Annotated in this window: 15 protein-coding genes; 2 read left to right on the top strand and 13 right to left on the bottom strand. The window is 37.4% G+C overall.

What is annotated here, in order from left to right; genetic code table 11:
• Positions 1–106 precede the first annotated feature (106 nt).
• Both GAB14E_RS05625 and pgi read right to left on the bottom strand, forming a co-directional pair.
• The gene (locus tag GAB14E_RS05625; RefSeq protein WP_033083575.1) at positions 107–2,719 is read right to left on the bottom strand and encodes a TonB-dependent receptor; all 2,613 of its coding nucleotides are present in this window, start codon (positions 2,717–2,719) and stop codon (positions 107–109) included.
• A 508-nt stretch (positions 2,720–3,227) separates the two neighbouring features.
• Positions 3,228–4,868, bottom strand: coding sequence for a glucose-6-phosphate isomerase (pgi, locus tag GAB14E_RS05630; RefSeq protein ID WP_033083574.1), 1,641 nt, complete (start codon positions 4,866–4,868; stop codon positions 3,228–3,230).
• 254 nt (positions 4,869–5,122) lie between these two features.
• Between pgi and GAB14E_RS05635 the strand changes: the two genes are divergently transcribed.
• Positions 5,123–6,148, top strand: coding sequence for a LacI family DNA-binding transcriptional regulator (locus GAB14E_RS05635; RefSeq protein ID WP_033083573.1), 1,026 nt, complete (start codon positions 5,123–5,125; stop codon positions 6,146–6,148).
• A 500-nt stretch (positions 6,149–6,648) separates the two neighbouring features.
• Here the strand turns inward: GAB14E_RS05635 and rraB are convergent, their stop codons facing one another.
• The 9 genes from rraB to GAB14E_RS05680 all read right to left on the bottom strand — a co-directional run bounded on the left by rraB (position 6,649) and on the right by GAB14E_RS05680 (position 15,872).
• The gene (gene rraB, locus GAB14E_RS05640) at positions 6,649–6,999 is read right to left on the bottom strand and encodes a ribonuclease E inhibitor RraB (protein WP_033083572.1); all 351 of its coding nucleotides are present in this window, start codon (positions 6,997–6,999) and stop codon (positions 6,649–6,651) included.
• Between the two features lie 37 nt (positions 7,000–7,036).
• Positions 7,037–7,765: a 1-acylglycerol-3-phosphate O-acyltransferase gene (locus GAB14E_RS05645; protein WP_033083571.1), complete on the bottom strand. Its 729-nt coding sequence runs from the start codon at positions 7,763–7,765 to the stop codon at positions 7,037–7,039.
• Positions 7,766–7,955: 190 nt separating this feature from the next.
• The gene (locus GAB14E_RS05650) at positions 7,956–8,726 is read right to left on the bottom strand and encodes a response regulator transcription factor (protein ID WP_033083570.1); all 771 of its coding nucleotides are present in this window, start codon (positions 8,724–8,726) and stop codon (positions 7,956–7,958) included.
• A gap of 140 nt (positions 8,727–8,866) precedes the next feature.
• Entirely contained in the window at positions 8,867–9,934 is a 1,068-nt protein-coding gene (locus GAB14E_RS05655) for an ABC transporter ATP-binding protein (RefSeq protein WP_033083569.1), read from the bottom strand.
• Positions 9,931–11,559 (bottom strand): ABC transporter permease, encoded by a 1,629-nt coding sequence (locus tag GAB14E_RS05660; protein ID WP_052093922.1) that lies wholly within the window; start codon positions 11,557–11,559, stop codon positions 9,931–9,933. The genes GAB14E_RS05655 and GAB14E_RS05660 overlap by 4 nt, the downstream gene beginning before the upstream one ends.
• Positions 11,556–12,575, bottom strand: a complete 1,020-nt coding sequence (locus GAB14E_RS05665; protein ID WP_197061232.1) for an extracellular solute-binding protein — start codon at positions 12,573–12,575, stop codon at positions 11,556–11,558. The genes GAB14E_RS05660 and GAB14E_RS05665 overlap by 4 nt, the downstream gene beginning before the upstream one ends.
• Positions 12,576–12,698: 123 nt before the next feature.
• The gene (locus GAB14E_RS05670; protein ID WP_033083605.1) at positions 12,699–13,550 is read right to left on the bottom strand and encodes a sulfite exporter TauE/SafE family protein; all 852 of its coding nucleotides are present in this window, start codon (positions 13,548–13,550) and stop codon (positions 12,699–12,701) included.
• Between the two features lie 51 nt (positions 13,551–13,601).
• Positions 13,602–14,132, bottom strand: a complete 531-nt coding sequence (locus GAB14E_RS05675) for a YcxB family protein (RefSeq protein WP_033083568.1) — start codon at positions 14,130–14,132, stop codon at positions 13,602–13,604.
• 282 nt (positions 14,133–14,414) lie between these two features.
• Positions 14,415–15,872 carry an HDOD domain-containing protein gene (locus GAB14E_RS05680; protein WP_033083567.1) on the bottom strand — a complete coding sequence of 486 codons (1,458 nt, stop codon included), beginning with the start codon at positions 15,870–15,872 and terminating at the stop codon, positions 14,415–14,417.
• Positions 15,873–16,325: 453 nt separating this feature from the next.
• On the opposite strand from GAB14E_RS05680, the gene nagB reads away from it, so the two are divergent.
• Positions 16,326–17,132 (top strand): glucosamine-6-phosphate deaminase, encoded by an 807-nt coding sequence (nagB, locus tag GAB14E_RS05685; RefSeq protein ID WP_033083566.1) that lies wholly within the window; start codon positions 16,326–16,328, stop codon positions 17,130–17,132.
• A 142-nt stretch (positions 17,133–17,274) separates the two neighbouring features.
• On the opposite strand, the gene panP is transcribed toward nagB, so the two are convergent.
• Positions 17,275–18,906, bottom strand: a complete 1,632-nt coding sequence (gene panP / locus GAB14E_RS05690; RefSeq protein ID WP_033083565.1) for a pyridoxal-dependent aspartate 1-decarboxylase PanP — start codon at positions 18,904–18,906, stop codon at positions 17,275–17,277.
• 166 nt (positions 18,907–19,072) lie between these two features.
• Complete coding sequence (trmB, locus tag GAB14E_RS05695; RefSeq protein WP_033083604.1) at positions 19,073–19,795, bottom strand: tRNA (guanine(46)-N(7))-methyltransferase TrmB; 723 nt, start codon at positions 19,793–19,795, stop codon at positions 19,073–19,075.
• Positions 19,796–19,804: the final 9 nt, after the last annotated feature.

Below are 19,804 nucleotides of genomic sequence, written 5' to 3'. Positions count from 1 at the left end.
TATCAGTTTAAGCATATTTTCATTCTAGTGAAAATACCACTAATCTCATATAAAAAAACCCAGCCTAAGCTGGGTTTTTATGATTAAGCAGTATATTAACTATCGTCTAAAAACGAACAGCTATACCCACTTTGTAACGAGCTTCGCCTTCAAAACTCCATGCTGGGTAGCCGTGTCTAAGTTCAGGTTTAACTTCTGCATCACCCGTGGCAACACCAATTTGAACACTATCTTCTTCAAGAATGTTAGCTGCTTCAAATGTCACATCTAAGTAATCAGTAGCAGACCAAGTAGCACTAAGATCTAATGTACCGTAGTCTTGATGTTCACGTTGACCATAGAAACCAGACTCACGAATCATGTACTCTGAACGCCAGTTATAAGCTAAACGAGCTGAGAAATCGTCATTTTCATAATAACCTACTGTGTTAACAGTGTGCTTAGATGAGTCAGAGAAAACACCAACTTGATCAGGGTAGTTAGATGAAGGAGAACTTGCATCAGCGTAAGTATAGTTTACAGAGTAACCAAAACCGTTATCAAATGCGTCTTGAAGCTGCATTTCTACACCTTTGATTTTACCACCCGTCGCATTTTCTTTGTTGATAACAGTCCAACAATCATAAACCTCATCACCACAAGCACTTCCACCAGCAGCAATTAGGTCGTTATCTTCGATACCAACTTGTTGATTAAGCTTTTGAACTGTAGTTACAAAGCTATTTACTTCTTTTAAGAAGTAAGTTGCACTGAACATACCATCTTCGCTGAAGTACCATTCAACACCTAAATCAGATTGGAAAGCCTTGAATGGGTTCAATGCCACGTTACCCGTTTGAACACGCTCGTTACCTGCAGTACCATCGTTGTAACCAGGTAAACCTGAGCTAGAGAACATATCAGAGTAGTTAGGACGAGACATAACCTGTGCTGCTGATGTACGTAAAAGAACATCTTCTGCTAAGTCAAATACGATGTTAATACTTGGTAATACTTCGCTATAGTCTGTAGAAGCTGTTGATAAAGTATCTGCATAGTTACCTTGTGCATCTAAGGCAAAGAAATCAGATGATGCATCAGTTTTTACATAACGTACACCAAAGTTACCGCGGATACCGTCAGCGTCAAAATCAGCCATTGCATATATAGCTAAGTTTTCTTCTTCGACAGTACCGTAACCATCTTTAGCTTCGGTGTAACCATCAATGAATGAATATGAATCAGCAATCATTGCATCAAAGTTAGGCTTAGGTAAGGTAAAACCAGCACCTGAAGACATAGTACCTGAGTAAAATGCTGAAGCATCTTGTGCAACAATATTAGAAGAGTTTGCATTCAACGTTTGCTGTTTAACGGAGTGATCAGCGTAACGAATACCCGTTTTAATTGAGCTGATAGCACCTAATTCTAATGGTACTTCAAGATCAAGATTTACATAAGTTTCTTCATCTGAGTTAGGTTGCTTTTTAAGCGCCCAACCAGCTGAAGAAATATCCGCATTAAAGTCGCTTGCGTCAAATGATTTGTTTGCTATATCAATTGCAATAACATCACCCGTTGCATCATAAGTACCGGCAAAATCAGCTGGTGCACCGATAAAGAAGCCATAGTTAGAGGTAAGGTTTGTTCCACCTTCAGACTTAGTGTTACCTACACGGCCTGAAACAGTAAAGTTCTCGGCTTCATATTCCCAATCAAAATCGTAAGTATCAGAAGTCATACCCGTTGAACGAGCCCACGTTTGTGCCCAACCTGGATTAGCGCCAGTGCCTGGACGACGGTAGAAGGTACAAGTACCATCGGCATTTTGTTGTTCACAGATAGCATCTTTATCATCTGGAAACATAGTGAATAAAGAAGTATTTAAGTTATCAGCTTCAAGATCTAAACTAGTTACTGTAAAACCGAATTCTAACTCTTCAGTCGGTGCGTATTGTACAGCAAGGTTAAGTGAAGTACGGTTACGCATTTGTTGGAAAGTTGAAGGAACGATATCACCCCAACCAACTAAAGATTCAATACCATTACGTTGGTATTCTTTTTCAGACACAGAGCCAGCGATTAATATACCAAAGTTTTCATCTTCATTTTTCCAGCTATACAAAGCTGAAACTTCTGGGTCAACTTCTTCAGAAATTGTACCGTAGTCACCTTTAACACTTGCAAATACTGTGTTTGCATCAAGATCAAATGGTTTACGAGTATTTACAATAACTGTCCCGCCAACACCACCTTCAACAAGGTCGGCTTGTGAAGATTTATATACTTCAATACCGCCAACTAATTCCGAAGGTAACATTGAGTAGTTAAAACTACGGTCAATATCTTGTTGGTCATACCAACCAGTTGATGCAACTGAGTGACCATTTAATAAAGTACGAGTTAGCTGTGCAGAAGCACCACGAATAGATACCTGTGAACCCTGCCCGAATTGACGGTTAACAGCAACACCTGGAATGCGTGCTAAAGATTCGCCAACATCGCTATCAGGAAATTTACCGATATCTTCTGAAGATACGGCATCTACTACTGAGTTTGAAAAACGCTTAGCGTTTAAAGATGCTTTTAATGAACCACGAATACCAGTAACTTGAATTACTTCTACTTCGTCTTTTTTAACTGCTGCTTTTTCGGCTGCCATAGCTTGTGATGATACACCAGCTAGGATCATAGCAATTGAACTTGCTAACACGCCTTTTTTAAATGATTTAGTTGACATCGACTTTCCCTTACACACGTTTTGTTTTTTAGAATGTTATTATTTTTGCTTTTAATTATTTATTTGGTTTTACGACAGCGCTGTCAATATTTAATGACAACGCTGTCATAAGACGTAAGAAACCATACCGTTTATTTTTACGTTTGACCAGAATAAATTAACCGAAAAGACCATATTGATCACAAAAAATAACAAAGATACTGAATTTAAAGACTTTATTCTTTCTATTATTTTGTTATTAAATCGTTAATTATCTAAATTATTATCAGTTTTAGTATAAAAAAAGAACGTAAAATATTACCAGTTGGTTTTTTATTCTAATATACAGCATAAAAATTCACAAGGTAATGAAAGAAAGTCAAATCGTTATTTTACTGATATATTTGATTTAAGCAGAAAAAAAAGCTAATGCCTACTTTAAGTAAACATTAGCTTTGATTAGTTTAGCTAACCATTGATAGGGTCAACAAGACTAGCGGGCATTAGAGGTGGCTTGATTTCTATGTCATTATTTAGCTGACTGATAGAACTTCAGTAAGCTCGCTGTTGAACAATCATGCTGCTCAGAGATATTGTCTTTTTCTAATTCTTCTTGTATTTCTGCCGCTAGTCCCTTGCCCAGCTCGACGCCCCATTGATCAAATGAACATATCTGCAAGATAATGCCTTGCACAAATATTTTATGTTCATAAGCAGCAATCAAGCTGCCTAAGGTTTTAGGATCAATACGTTTTAATAAGATGGTATTGGTAGGTCTATTGCCTTTATGAACTTTATGAGGAGCAACTTTATCAATATAATCTTGGGCTCGGCCTTTAGCTTTAAGATCAGCACGAACTTGCTCTTCATTAACACCAGCCATTAAAGCTTGTGTTTGTGCAAAAAAGTTAGCCATTAATGTTTCATGATGACCTTTCACCGGGGTAACACTTTCTACCGAGCCGATAAAATCGGCAGGCACAACATTATTACTTTGATGTAAATATTGGTAAAAAGCATGTTGACCATTAATTCCTAGCTCCCCCCAAATAGAGGGTACAGTGGCATAATCTACTTCATCACCATCCCAGCTAACTGATTTACCATTACTTTCCATTTCAGCTTGCTGTAAATATGCAGTCAGCATATGTAAAGTTTGATCGTAAGGTAAAATAGCTTGTGACTGAGAGCCAAGGAAAGTGGTATTCCAAACGCTGATCATCGCCAAAATAGCAGGTAAGTTATCTTTTAAAGGTGCGTTGATAAAGTGCTGATCCATATCATGAGCACCACTGAGTAACTCTTTAAATTTATCAAAGCCTAAATCAAGCGCCACAGCCAGACCAATCGCAGACCATAATGAGAAACGACCACCAACCCAATCCCACATATCAAAAATATTTTCTTCTTTAATACCAAAACCCATGGCATTTTCTTTATTAGCGGTTACCGCAACAAAATGTTTGGCGACAGACTTTTCATCAAAAGAAGCGCTTGTTAACCAATTGATTGCTGTGCGCGCATTTGTCATGGTTTCTGTGGTAGTAAAAGTTTTACTTGAAACAATAAATAGCACTTTTTGTGGTTCTAATGGGCGTAATACTTCAACAATTTGTGCACCATCTACGTTAGATACATAATGAACATTAACACTGCCATCACTATAATGTTTCAATGCTTCAGTTACCATCTGTGGGCCAAGGTTTGAGCCACCAACGCCAATATTCACGATATCGGTAATGCGCTTGCCTGAATAACCTAACCAATGCCCTTGACGTACTTTATTAACAAAAACTTCCATTTCAGCCAGTTGTTTTTGCACATGCTCAGTAACATTTTCACCATCAACGATTAGCGGTTCATCACTTTGACGACGCAGCGCTGTATGTAGCACGGCACGGTCTTCAGTTTTGTTAATTTTTTCACCAGCAAACATCTTAGCACGCCAATCACAGACTTTTGTTTCTTCTGCTAAGGCTAATAAGGCAGTGATGGTTTCACTATCAATTAAGTTTTTAGAGTAATCGAGCAGCATGTTTGGTAATTCAATAGAGAACTTATCGAAACGTTCGCTGTCTTGTGCAAACAAGGTATTCATGTGCTGAGATTTTTTATCTTTGGCAAGTTGCTGAAGCTTTTTCCAGCTAGCTAATGTTTGACGAGATGGCATACTAATTCCTGTAAGGTGATGTAGACACTATTATTAACTTTGTCACAACTTTAAACTGAGTTTTTACTCCATTTAACAATTATGACTTGATAAATTTTCATGGTACCCTATAAAAAAATGACAGCGCTGTCAATTATTAATATACTTCAGAATACTGTAAAACCTAATGGATTACTACAGATTAGCTATGTAATAATACCAACCACCTGGTACTGCCAGTAGACAGATAATAATAAAAACAAGGTTACCTGCATATGAAAGCAACAATTAATGACGTAGCGAAACTAGCCGGCGTATCTATAAAAACCGTTTCACGTGTCATCAATAATGAAACGTCTGTTCGCCAACTAACACGCGAAAAAGTGCAACAGGCCGTTGATGAGCTTAAATATCAACCTAACTTATCTGCTCGTAACTTAGCCGGCACTAAGTCTTATTCTATTGCATACATTTATGATAACCCAAATGCTTATTACATTATTGATATGCAAGAAGGCATTTTATCTGCGTGTAAACAACAAGGCTTTGAATTATTAATTCATCCTTGTGACTCAAAAAGTCAAGGTGTCACCGAAGAGGTAGTAAATATGGTTAAGCAAGCACGTATTGCTGGCTTAATATTAACACCACCTTTATCTGAAATGCCTGAGTTTGTGCAATCAATGGTAGACCTTGATGTGAAGGTGGTGCGCATCATGTCTGGTGATGTTGCCCCTGATGATCTTAGTCCCTGTGTTATGGTCAATGATAGAGATGCGGCACAAACTATTACCCAGCACCTTATCGACTTAGGCCACACCAACATAGCTTTTATTGCTGGTGATGCAGAGCATATGTCAACGATAGAACGTTATAAAGGTTATCGAAGAGCACTAAAAGCCAGTAACATTGCTTTTAACAAAGATCTTGTTATTGAAGGTGAATATTCATTTGATTCTGGTGTAAGTGGCGCCAAACAATTGATGGTTGAACAAAGTAATAAGCATGTTCGCCCTACCGCTATATTTTCTTGTAACGATGAAATTGCAGCTGGTGCATTATTCGCAGCAAGGTTGATGAATATTTCTATTCCTGAGCAATTATCTATCGTTGGTTTTGAAAACAGTCCTTTCTCTCGTCAAACATGGCCAAAACTTACTACTGCTGATCAGCCGAATAACCAGATCGCTGAAGATGCCGCAAACTTACTTATCAGCCAAATTCGTAAGCAGAAAAATCCGATAACTATCAGTCAATATGTACCTAAACTTATCGTCAGAGATTCAACAGCTAAATGCTAAAATAGCATAGCTTAGTTTTTCAGAGGTGTTTACTAGACCAGTTGCTTGAAGATTTTAACTGTAAATATTTACGTAGTTATTACTGGAAGTTTTAACTAATATTTTTCTATTAGCATTACCCATTAGAGAATTATCATTAAGATAATATTTGAAATATATTGATTATGAAGAGCAATATACTTATTTAATATTAAAAGACTCGTCTATTTTTTTTATTTTTGCTAGGTGGTTTAAATGCGCTCTTCTTGCCGCGAAAATAAAAATAGTCAAAACAACACTGATCGAGATAATCAATATGGCAGGTTCTTGTGATAGGGTTTTACTCAGCCAATCCATGGTCTACTTTCCTTAGTATTAAAAATTATTACAATCCAATGTTATTTCAATGTTAGCCAAAGTCCATGGTAATGGCTGGCTAACACTTTTACTTACTTTAAATCAATCTGCAAAAACTTTCAAGTTGTGATGTAGTAACAGCAACTTACCAACCTTTATACATACTACTCTTCGAAATAAGTGCCCCAGCCATCATAATCGACGCCACACTTTTTTGCCAGCTCAAACATAACCTGAGTTTCTTTTTTGATTAAGTCTATATCTAACATTTGCTCGGTGACAATGTCAAATGCAAAAACCTTATCACCATTTTCTAACTCAGCTTCTTCTGGCTCTTCAATTTCCAAACCTAGCTTAAACGCCGCGATAGCAGTCTTCTCTAGTAAGTCAAAATCACTGCTAGCGAAGTGGTGCTCTATGGTGTGATAAACTTCATCATTAGTACCATCTTCTAGCAACTCACTAATGAGTAATTCAGTATGGCTGAACCACTGTTGTAACTCTTCTTCAATCATTTTAATACCTATATTTACTTACTATAAATAACCAAAGCTATTTATTATGATATGCCGCTGCTTCAGCAGATAGTTGCTCTATTTTATTATACATCGATTTGTGAACATCGTTCACTGTGTTACGTAAATGTTCACGATCAATATCTTTCAGCTCTACGGGGTCAAGAAACTCGATAATAATTTTACCATTATCCCAGCGGTTTAAATTAATAGTGCCATGTTGGTTACTGGCACATATGGGTACTATTGGCACGCCTGCTTGTATGGCGGTACGAAAAGCCCCAGTTTTAAGCGGTAACAAACCACGGCCACGGCTACGAGTTCCTTCCGGAAACATCCAAACAGAAAGTTTATCTTTCTTTATTTTATCCGCGGTTAAATCAATAGTACTCATGGCTTTATTAGTATTTTTACGATCAATTAAAATATTACCAGTCAGCCAGTACATTTGGCCAAAAAAAGGAATCCACTTCAAGCTTTTTTTACCTACACTAACCGTGCCGGGTAATACTGCATTCGCATGAGTAAAAAGATCATAACTATTTTGATGATTTGCCGCCCATACCACAGGGCCTATGCCTTTAACTGAATCAGGAATTCTTACTTCAACATCAACACCTAACAGTTTCGGAATTTTGCCAAGAAATCGAGAAGTATGGTAAACATTATTACGATGAAAAGGACGTAATAAACAATAAAAAATTGATATAGTGCAAATGATGACCAACGCCAAGGTCATTAAAAAAACGCGTATTACAGCTAACAAAGAAAGCTCCCACATTGGTAGCTAAAGAAAGATTATTGGCGAGTATACAGAAAAATAAATAATAAGGTAAAGCGATTACTTATTTATACTAGAAATGACATGGTCTGCCATAAGTGTCCAATACAGCGCAAACATTTCAAGGCACCGATTATTGGACACTAGGTAAAAGATAAAGTGATAAGCGTTAGTGTTATGAAGTTAGATTATTAAACATATAACCTTGCCCCCAAACCGTTTCGATTTGGTTCTTCTTCATACCTGCTAAAGTCAATTTCTCACGCAACTGTGACATTCTAACATCAAGGGTACGTTCTACACCGTTATATACACGTCCAAGCAAAGTACTATACAACTGATCTCGAGATAAAATCTTACCTTGATGTTCAACTAATGACTTTAATAAATTAAACTCAAAAGTAGTTAATTTAACACCTTCACCATTGATAAAACATTTTTGTGATTTAGGCTGTAAACAAACATCACCTATACTTAAACTTGCCAGTTCAACTTGATTTACTAGGCTTTTTTGACGACGAAACAAAGCAGCTATTCGCATCATTAATATACGACTATCAATTGGTTTTAGTAGGTAATCATCTGCGCCAATAGTGAAGGCATCAACATGCTCTTGCTCACAGTTCTTGCTTGAAACAACCACGATCAAACCATCAAATAATGCTCTAAGATCACGAACAATTAACAGTTGCATGTTCTCAGCAAAGCCAATATCTACCACAATCATATTGGGTCTATTCTCAACTAGGTAGCTTTTCAACTCTTGGCTAAGCACTTCACCTGTACATATTTTGGTAGTTTGATAGCCTAATTGATTGCCATTAGTCATAAACGCTTTACTTAGGTAATGATCATTTTCAATCAGCAATAGCTTTTGTTGTAATTGATTATTCAGATTAGTTTCAAGTGTTTGTGTATTCTCAACGAGCTCTATACTTGATCCCATGACATACTCCTTAAAATTAAACGATTTTGATTTAGTAACTAAATTATAAAATCAAAATCGACTGGAGACTGTAAGAGCTTGTAAAGAAACTGTAACAACTTGCAGGGTACTGTAAGCTACTAATATATAAGATTAATAGCTTAGGAGAAAAATAAAAACTTATGAGGTTTAATGCTTAAATTAACTTTTTGATTTAATGAAAGCGCAATATCGCTATACAAACTTAATTTATTAAAAGCCAGTTTTTTATCGGCATCAGAGACTTCAATACTACTTAAATAATAATGATAGCCCTGCTCTGTAACGCTAATGTATGCCACTTTAGCATTGGCGACATTATTGTCATTAATCTTATCGTTAAGTAAAAGTTGTGATGGTTTCACCAACAAATGAGTTAGGCTAGCTTGCTCAACATGTTCTGTTTCTAGCTCAAGTTTACCTAATAAATTTTCTGCGTTAGTTGCATTCATTTGGCAAGGTAACCAACTGCCTAACTGAAGAAAGTCAGCAACTTGATAACTATTAGGATATTGGCAAATAACACTAGGGGCATCAAATTGAAGTAACTTGCCTTGCGCCATCACCGCCATTTTATCTGCAAAGGTAAAGACTTCATCTTTGTTATGAGTGACAAAAATAGCCGTGGTCTTAAATTGCTTAAGTAAGCCCCTTATTTCCACCATTAATTCATTTCTAAGACGAGCATCAATATTCGAAAAAGGTTCGTCGAGTAACAATAACTTAGGTTTAGGAGCTAAAGCTCGAGCAATAGCAACACGCTGTTGTTGTCCACCAGAAAGCTGATGAATATAACTATCACTAAGATCGGTTAGCTTTAATATTGTCAGTAAGTGATCTATTTGTGCAACTTGCTCTATTTTGCTTAACTTAGCGATACCAAAAGCAATATTTTCTTTTACAGTTAAATGAGGAAACAAGGCATAATCTTGGAAAATCATACCTACTTGACGTTTTTCCGCTGGCACACATTGACTACCATCGCTAAGCAGTTGGCCATCAATTGCTATTTGACCTTCACTCGGTTTATTAAAACCAGCAATAGCATTAAGTAAGGTTGTTTTGCCGCAGCCACTAGCGCCAACAAGTCCTAAAATATCACCTTCATTAAGCGTTAAATCCAACGCGGATAAAACCACTTTATCTTGTAGTTTTACCGAAAGTTGTTGAATCGTTAATAACACCGTCATATTTTTTCCTTGCTCTTATTCAGTAACACAATAGGTAATAAGCCAAACAATACAATAAGAATTGCTCCTAAAGCGCCTTGCTCTAACATTTCATCAGAAATAAGCTGATAAATTTGGCTACTTAAGGTTTCAAAATTAAACGGCCGTAATAATAATACTGCAGGTAACTCTTTCATTGACTCTACAAAAACTAATAGCCAAGCCACCAGTATTGCTGGTGTTAAAATAGGTAAATGTACTTTAGTTAAACTGCCTTTTAAATTAACACCTAATGATGCCGGAGCATAATCAAGAGATTGTGGAATTTGTTTTATGCCACTAATAATAGTGCCATTAGCAATAGCTGAAAAACGCACAACCAGCGCAAATATAATAGCAAACAGTGAACCTGATAAAATGAGTCCTGGCGGAGTAAAGCCGAAAAACTCAACAGCGTCATTGAGCCAATGATCAAGTGGCCCCAAAGTCGATAACATAGCCATAGCCAGTACTGTGCCTGGTACAGCATAACCAAAGCCTGAAATTTGCAGTGGAAGCTGACGATATTTATCACTGTGTAAGCGCTGATATAAACCCAGTGACAAAGCAATCAATACAGCTACAGTTGCCGCTATCACTGAAATTTTCAATGAATTAATACCGGTAGACATTAACACCGATAATTGTGCTACATCGCTGTATTCAACTGCCATAACGATTAACAACGTTAACGGTAATAAAAACCCAAAAATGACCAGTGCCCAGCAGAAAATGCTGGCAAATATTTGCTGACTAAGAGATAGCTTAATAAGCTCTCGATTCAAATTAGGGCGCGCACTTTGATGACGTAGCCCTGCCCTACTTTTTTGCTCAGCTAATACCACAAACAGTACTAACAACATCAACACACTCGCTAAAGCATTGGCTGCACCGAGATCGCCATAACCAAGCCAAGTATCATATATTGCAGTGGTTAAAGTATTCACAGAAAAATATTGCACAGTAGCAAAATCAGCTAAGGTTTCCATCAACACAAGGCTGGCAGCGACCGCAATAGCAGGTCTTGCCAAAGGAAGTGCAACTTTAAAGAAACTTTGTTTCGCGGTTAAGCCAAGTAATCGGCTGGCTCGAATTAGGTTTTGATCTTGCTGTTCAAAAGCGCCACGAGTCAGCATATATATATAGGGAAATAACACTAACGCCAACATCAAAGCAGCGCCAGGTAAGGTACGAATATCAAAAAACCAATAGTCACTTGGCGATTTCCAGTCAAACCAAGCACGAAGACTTCGTTGAACAGGGCCAGCATAATCAAATAAATCAGTATAAAGATAAGCCACTAAATAAGCAGGCATTGCCAGAGGAAGTAACAACAACCAACGTAATTGCTTTTTAAAAATAATATTAGTTTGGGTAATAATAGCGGCGCTGAAAACGCCAAAGATTAATGCTAATAACACCACCCAAAAGGCGAGTAATAAGGTGTTTTCGAGATAACTTGGTAGTACAGTTTGCCACAAATGAGAAAATAATTGTGTTGAAGCACTGACACCACCGACTAGCATAACCAGCACAGGTACTATAAGTACCAGTGCGATTAAGTAACTAGATAACTTCCATGTTTTACTATTGTTCAGTGCTATCACAAATCAAACTGTGCTTGATCTAATAGCTTTAAAGCTATTTTGCGGTTTTTAGCGATATCTTCTAGTGGTAAATCATCGGCTTTATAACTGCCCCATGAAGCAACAAGCGGTGACACTTCAACTCCAACTCGAACTGGATATTCCATATTCGTTTCTGCGTATAATTGTTGCGCGGGTTTAGACACTAAGAATTCCATTAAGCTTTGCGCATTTTTTGCGTTAGGGGCATATTTAGCCATGGCAACGCCAGAGATATTAATATGGGCACCACGATTTTTTTGGTTAGGGAAGTTGATATACACTGCATCTGCCCATACTTTTTGCTTGTCATCTTTTAACATTTTACCAAAGTAATAACTATTACCTAAAGAAATGTCACACAAATTTTGATGTATTGCTTGTACTTGGCCACGATCACTACCTTGTGGTTTACGTGCTAAATTATTTTTAACTTTCTTTAGCCAGTCTAAAGTATAAGCTTCACCATGTTCACTGATCATTGATGCAACTAAGGCGACAGTATATGGGTGTTTACCACTACGTGTACAAACACGTCCTTTATACTTTTCATCGGCTAAATCTTCATAGTTTACATCAATCTTGCCTAAACGTTTCGCTGAATAGATATTACGAACTCGGGTAGTTAAAGCAAACCAAGTATTATCTTCTGCTTGATATTGCTTAGGAATAGCATCACTTAAAATAGATGAGTTAACCGCTTGAACTAGGTCTTTTTCACGTAATTCAACCAAGCGGCTAATATCTGTGGTTAGTAAAACATCAGCAAGACTATATTTACCTTCACGCTCTAAACGTTCTGCCATACCTTTTTTAGCAAAAACCACGTTCACTTTAATACCCGTTTGCTCGGTAAACTTATCAAACAAAGGTTTTACAAGAAAAGGTTGTCGGTAAGAGTAAACATTAACTTCTTCGCTAGCATTAGCAATAAAACTGGTGATAAAACTTGTAAAAAGTAATACTACAAGTGAGGTATTAATCAATTTTTTCAACATAAATAGTGTCTCAATAAAATATTGTGGGCGAATTGTACAAGTACAGTAAAGGCTGTCAAGGTATTTGAGAATAACTCTCATTAAGACTTGTAACAGATCATTTTTTTCTTTTCTTAAGTTAAGTTAAGTTAACCCGACAACACCACTGACCAACAACCAACACGCAAAAAATAACTTAAGTTTAGTTGCCGATAAATGTGTCACTAACGTTTTAGCGAAAATACCGCCCAATACAGCGCCAGGACCGGCAAACAAAACCACTTGCCAATAAGCGTCATGATGAACTTGGCCAATTGCCGCCCAAACACTAATAGCAGACACAATAACAGCTGCTGCTACCGCCATACTAATATCAAAATGACGTAAGAGCAGATAAATAACCAATAACTCACCCACACCAACACTTAACCAAGCGGTAACGGCACCACCAAACAAACCAATCATTATCAGTGCAATATAATCGACAGAATATAACTGGCTGCGCTCACGGTGCGGTTGCAGAAAATAGATAGTCAATATGATGAAAAAACCTAGCAACAGTGAGAACCAGCTAAAACTAATATGCAAAGCTGCCGGAGAATTAGCTTGGAAATAAAAGACCACATACAAGCCAATAACTGAAGCAATACTAGTTACACAGATGATACGTTTAAAGCCTTGCCATAAACGTAAATCAGTTTTTTCTGTTTTATAATGCTGCCACCAAGTAACTGCACCGGCGGTCATGCCAAAACATTGAATAGCAAAACTTGTTGCTATGGATTGTTGCTCGGTAAAATTAAGCTGAGTAAACATGGGAATGAACACCACACCACCGCCAGCTCCAGTTGAATTAGCAAAAATAGCCCCTAAAGCACCTAATAAGGTAAATAGACCATAATCAGCTAATTCGCTCAGGGTATAACTAGAGCTCAGCAATAAGCTTGTCCATAATACTAAAAATAGCACAATGAACTTAGGGTTAGATAACCGCATAAAGGCTTGCTTACCCATAGATATATTGCTTCACTTACTTAATACCTTACTTTACTCAGCCATAGGCTTTTTATTTGCAATAAAAGTTTTAGCTTCATCAGACAAACAACTTTTAGAAATATAACTTTTACTGGCAATATCTTTGCCAGTGACGCTTTTACCTAAGCTAAAATAAATAACAAAGCCTAATTCCGTTTCAGTGACAGCCGTAACATCGGTCCATAAAATACGACTATTTATATGGAATGACTCCGTTAGTATGCCTTGTTCATCAACCGTTAGTGTAACTTCACTACCAGAGGCCTTACTAAGCATCTGTCTCATTACCCACCAAGGTTTATGATAATAAACACTCAATGTCTCGAGAATACCGCAAGCTATAACAAACCAAGCAGCATAAGGATTTACCGGGGTAAACAGTAAAATAATCAAACCAAAAACAGTTAATATATTTGCTTTAAAATAGGTTTTTTTATTATGTTCTAGCGTACTAGATTGGCTATAACATTCACTATAATGGGCTTTATCTAAGGTAAAGCTGGCAGAAAAAGAATTTGACTGAGTAATTGAAGGTTGAGTCATTGAAAGTTCAGGTACTGAGGTACATCGGTAAAGAAAGTTAACGCTAGTTTATCAGAAGACTTGCTAAAACGAGTAACTAATTGTCGCGACAATGACAAAGAAGCTTGCCACACTCTGTCATACATAAAAAACTAATTACAATTAGGATCTGTTGATCTTTTAAGGTTGTTTTTTTAAGCTATTTGTTGGGCATTGGTTAGAAATTTGTTACAAGGCAGAGCCTTTTTATGCTTATTCAACATAAAAAGGCGATAACGCCGTAAATGCTCAACAGGTGCTAGCTTAGCTGTATTTTATCATGGTTAAGCACATATTAAGGTGTTCAATAAAAGCACACACTTGTAGAAAGTCCTGAGTCTCTACTTTCCCCTCGGGCGTGAGCAACTGCAAACATATTACACCTATTGCCTTGCCACCTATTTTTACCGGCACAAAGGCAATAGCACCCTCAGTAATTAAATCACTAATCTCTTGGGTAACTAAATCACGCCAGCGAGCTTCTCGATAATCATTTATTAAGGCTGCAGTATCGGTGTTAATCACTCTCGCTATAACATTATCGCTGTGTTTAATATCAATGCTAATTTTACTGACATCGTCTTGACCACTTTTATTTACCACCAAGCGAGATTTAACCCTAGCCCTATTATCAACCAACATGAGGAAAGAACTGCGATCAAAAGCAAAAGTATTGGCAATACTGACCAAAGTTGACTGTAGGTATTCATTAAAATCTTTACTGTTTTGCATCAACTTTGTCAGTTTCATAAAGCCATCTAATAAAGCCTTGTCTCGACTTTCTGGCTCTGTCGAACCAGCGGTAGCCTCTGCGCCTTCAAAGTCCTTACTGGTAGGTAAACTTTTAATTCTGTCTGTTAATATTTCGGCTCCGTACGATGACAGTAATTTGCCAGCTTGCTCTCGGGTATGATCAATTCTAACCGTTAATTGTCTAACCGAAATATTCATGATGTTAGCAATATCGTCAAGTAAGCGCTGGTAATCTTCAGCATTGCCCGCCGGTTTGGCAATAATTGCGCTAAGTTTATCAGCGAAATAAATAATTTTCACTTCATCAGTACGCGTGGTTGGCTGATCTAATGCCTTTATTAACAAGTCACTCAGGTTCCACGTTCCGGCAAGACCTTTACTTAAATCATTAAAGCTAGTGCCCATTTCTTGCTGGCAATATTGATTAAAATCCTGGTTTGATTTAGCGTTATAATTAGCTATTTTTTTCGCGGTATCACCACCCGCACTCCAAAAAGCGGATTCTCCTATACGGTATAACAGAGCAGCAAGGTAAACTTCTTCTTGCACTTCTTCGCTATAGCTAGGCACCATCATTTTAGCTAACATACCGGCATAAAATGAATTAGCCATCAGTTGAGTTAATTGTTCATAAACACTGATATCTAACGTTTTAGTGGCCAGTAAACTAGAAACTAATTTTGCCGTTAAACAAATATTTTTAACCCTTTGAATACCTAATACCACAGTTGCTCGCGAGACAGTGGTTACTTTATTAACACTGATGTACTGAATATTATTAGCAACTTTGAGCAAACATGAAGACAACCCTTGGTCATGTAAGATAGCTTCACTGAGTTTAGGTAAGGACGATTTATCATCGTTGGAAAATTTATCTAGCAGTTTAGCGGTCGACGTAATGGCAGGCAGCTCATTATTAGCGATTAACTCAATCCATTGCTCAGTTGTACGTAAAGCTTTATTGTTCATGGCAATTTCTCGATATTTTCTTCTAACCAAATGCATTAATCTAACTATGCACCCTATGAACTGTTATGTCTAATACCATTCCGCCCAATGCATTCCCAAAGGGCATTACTTAAGATGAAAATAAAGGTTTATATACTGCGTTATTGATTTTGCTAAGGGCGCTACATGGATGCAGTTTATTAGATAATGCAGGAGCAATTATCCTGAATAGCCATTACCTGCAACCATTGCCTTGTCTATATACCTTTAAATTATCGCTAAGTGCACACTTTCTTATTAGGATTGGTATTATCTTTAGTAAAAGAAAATAATTTTCAACAAATAGCACTAACAATTGACAGCGCTGTCATTTTTTAATAATGTGACATAATATTTATTATGCTAAAAGAATTATCGATTACACTGTAATAAGCGTACCGGGCTCTTTTAATTTCATTTTCCTAAGGAAGAAACATGCAAGTTATTATTTTTGATGATGCACAACAAGTTGCCAAAAGTGCAGCAGAGTGGGTTGCAGAGCTGATCAATAAAAAATCAAATCCAGTATTAGGTCTGGCTACAGGCAGCACACCAATTAGTCTGTATAAAGAATTGGTCAATAAACATAAAACTGGTGAGCTCAGTTTTAGTAATACTACAAGTTTCAATTTAGACGAATACTTAGGAATTGATGGTACAAATGAACAAAGTTACCGTCACTTCATGAATGAAAATTTATTCGACCATGTTGATATTGATAAATCGAAGACATTTTTACCCACCTGTAATCAAGGTGAAAATCCAAGAGAGCAAGGCTTAGCTTACGAAGACAGAATTGTCCAAGCTGGTGGCGTAGATTTACAAATTTTAGGTATTGGCGCTAATGGCCATATTGGTTTTAATGAACCAACATCAAGCCTGGCTTCTCGTACCCGCATCAAAACACTAACCCAACAAACCCTCGATGATAACAGTCGTTTGTTTGCTGCTGATGAATTTCAACCAACATTAGCCATGACCATGGGTATTGCCACTATTCTAGATGCTAGATATGTATTACTTATGGCTACAGGTAAAAACAAAGCCAAAGCAGTAAAAGATATGGTAACAGGTGCATTATCAGCAGTTTGCCCTGCATCGTCATTACAGTTACATGAAAATGCTATTATCTTACTTGATAAAGAAGCGGCTAGTGAGTTGGATGATCAAGAGTATTACCTTTGGGCAGATAAGCAAAACTGCAAAATAAACCTAGAGTTTGGTTTGTATCATAATTACTAGAAGCATAAGCTAAACATTAACAATACTTAGCTTTTAAATCAGTTAAACAAAAAGGCGCAAGTTAATCGGTTGATTAACTTGCGCCTTTTTTACTTATTCATTTGTTAGATAAAGAGTTAATTACTTAACTTATTTAACAGCTTTATTCTGCCATCTCCAGTAACTCGGGTAAAAAGTTCTCACTCTCTTGCGCTAACTGACATTGCTGTTCTAAAATATCTTGTAAAATTTCTTTAGTGGTTAACGGATTGGCTAATACCACTCTAAAAACAATCATTTTTTCACCGCCATAACGGCTCACTTCAATACGTGTACGAGAGACAAAAGAACGGCCATCTTCACGTTGCCGTTTTTGAATAAACTTAGTCAGCTTACCTATCAACAAGTTCAGCGATTTATTCGATTCATCATCATTACGGGCCAACAAAGCTTGTACTGACTTAGGTGCATAACGATAAGTTAATAAACACAGCTCTGGGCGAGTAATTAACTCAAAATCATCATGTTGATTAATCAGCTCAGCAAAATACTCGGCTTTTTCTATCGCCTGATTAATTAACATTTCATAACCTGGTCGGCTAATAATATGCAAACTTGCATACACTAACATTGCCATGCCCGAACGAGAGCCTTCTAAAGTATGACTACCTAAATCTTTTGAGCCTTTACGTAATATATATTCCGCATGATGTTCAATGGCACTCACAGAAGCAGGATCTTTAAAAATAACTAAACCTGCCCCCATAGGCACATACATCTGTTTATGCGCGTCAATGGTCACTGAGTCAGCTTGTTCGATGCCTTTAAGCAACGGACGGTATTTATTGGATAGCAATGTTGCCCCGCCCCAAGCGGCATCAACATGGAAGTGGCATTGGTATTGCTGAGCAATTTCAGCCATTTTATCAAGAGGGTCAATGTTACCGGTTTCTGTAGTACCAGCAACACCAACAATAGCCAGCACTTTAATATTTTGTCCGGCAAGTTGTCGACATTTTTCAGCTAACTTGTGGCAATCTATCTTATTGTGTTCATCAGTCGGTATAGCGATGACATTCTCTTGACCTATGCCAAGAATATCAGCAGATTTTTTCAGTGAATAATGGCCACGGTCCGACACTAAAATCACTAAGTCTTGATAACCATAATGTTTCATAGCACGGTGTAAACCTTCTCGTGCCACGCCTCTAAAATCACCATCGGCTTGAAGCAGCTTATTTCGTGCTACCCATAAAGCAGTAATGTTAGCGACAGTACCACCGGAACAAAAAGAGCCCAGTGAATGCTGCGCGCTATGCATCCAGTTTTGATAAAAACCATCATCCTGCTGATAGACCAAATTATGCATCATACCTAAAACTTGACGCTCTAGTGGCGTGAAAGCTTTTGATGTTTCAACTTTAACTAAGTTTTGATTTAAGCCCACCATCAACTTAGACAGCGGTAAAATAAAGGAAGGTAATGCCGAGGTCATATGACCAATAAAGCTGGGACTTGAGGTATGAACCGATTGCGCCACTAACTTATCAAGTAAGTGATGCATATGATCAGAAACGAATTCAGGCTGCTCGGGAATGTGAGCATTAACAAAATCTTGCTCAATATCCGTTAAGGCATTTTTACTGGCAACAATATGGTTGTTTAGAAAGCCAACCAAATTTTGTGACATTTCTTGCTCAAGGCGTCCCAAAGTAGAATCAGGCGCTTCAGCAATGGTAAAAATTCGATGTAATGACTCTTGCGTTGCCTCAGCAATGCGCTTAGTTGCTCTCATAGTTTTTCACTTTACTTTTACTATATTCACTTGCTTGGCCAAATCCTGTAGCGCCTACTCGCAAGTTTTATAATTGTTGGCTATTTGTAACTAACACGAAAAACGCACTTTAATAAAAAATACCGCAAAAGTCTTCTAATTTCGTTAACATTCCTATCTATATTCATTATCGTTCTAGGGTTAACTGCCAACATATTTGTCCACTAGCTTGATATTTCGCCTCAAATGGCGTCATTGCTAGTGAAGACTCAACAACGGGCAATGCGGTAATTTCACCATGTAAAACAACTAATTTAGCCGCCTGTTGAAATTCCTCTAAATATATTCGCCAATTACTACGTAAAATTAGCTGGCCACCAATACTGGTCATTTGTGGGAAAACGCCACTACCATGCCAGCGGCGTTGTAGGTGTTTAGACTTAGGCCAAGGGTTAGGGTATAGAATATAGTGTTTTGATACTGGCCAATTAGCCGTTTTAACTAAACGGTAAAAATCATTTAAATCAGCGCGAACTAAATGATAGTTTTCTGCACTAAAGCCATCATCAACAGCAAAGCCTTCAACATTACGATTAATTCTATGATCAGACTTATCTACACCAATCACTAATGCTTGTGGGTTTTGCTGCGCTAACAGTCGAGTGCTCTGCCCTACGCCGCAGCAAGCATCTAAAATTATTTCACCCTCAGGGTTAGCTTTTAGAAAAGCTTGCACCAAAACATGCATCTCTGCGAATGCTTGTTCAGTGTGTTTTTGATAAGGTTTTTGAAAAGCATGAGTTAGATGTCTTTTCACCACCTCATCAAGCTTTTCATGAATACCTTCTTGATTACTAATAATAGCTTTAGAATCACCCATAGCTTGGCTGTCATTTGTATTAGTTGTCATTTTATCTGT

Origin of the sequence: Colwellia psychrerythraea (assembly GCF_000764185.1) — a bacterium.
Classification (GTDB): Bacteria; Pseudomonadota; Gammaproteobacteria; order Enterobacterales; family Alteromonadaceae; genus Colwellia; species Colwellia psychrerythraea_B.
The sequence above is the reverse complement of the archived record's forward strand: the minus strand, read 5'-3'. Positions and strand labels throughout refer to the sequence as shown.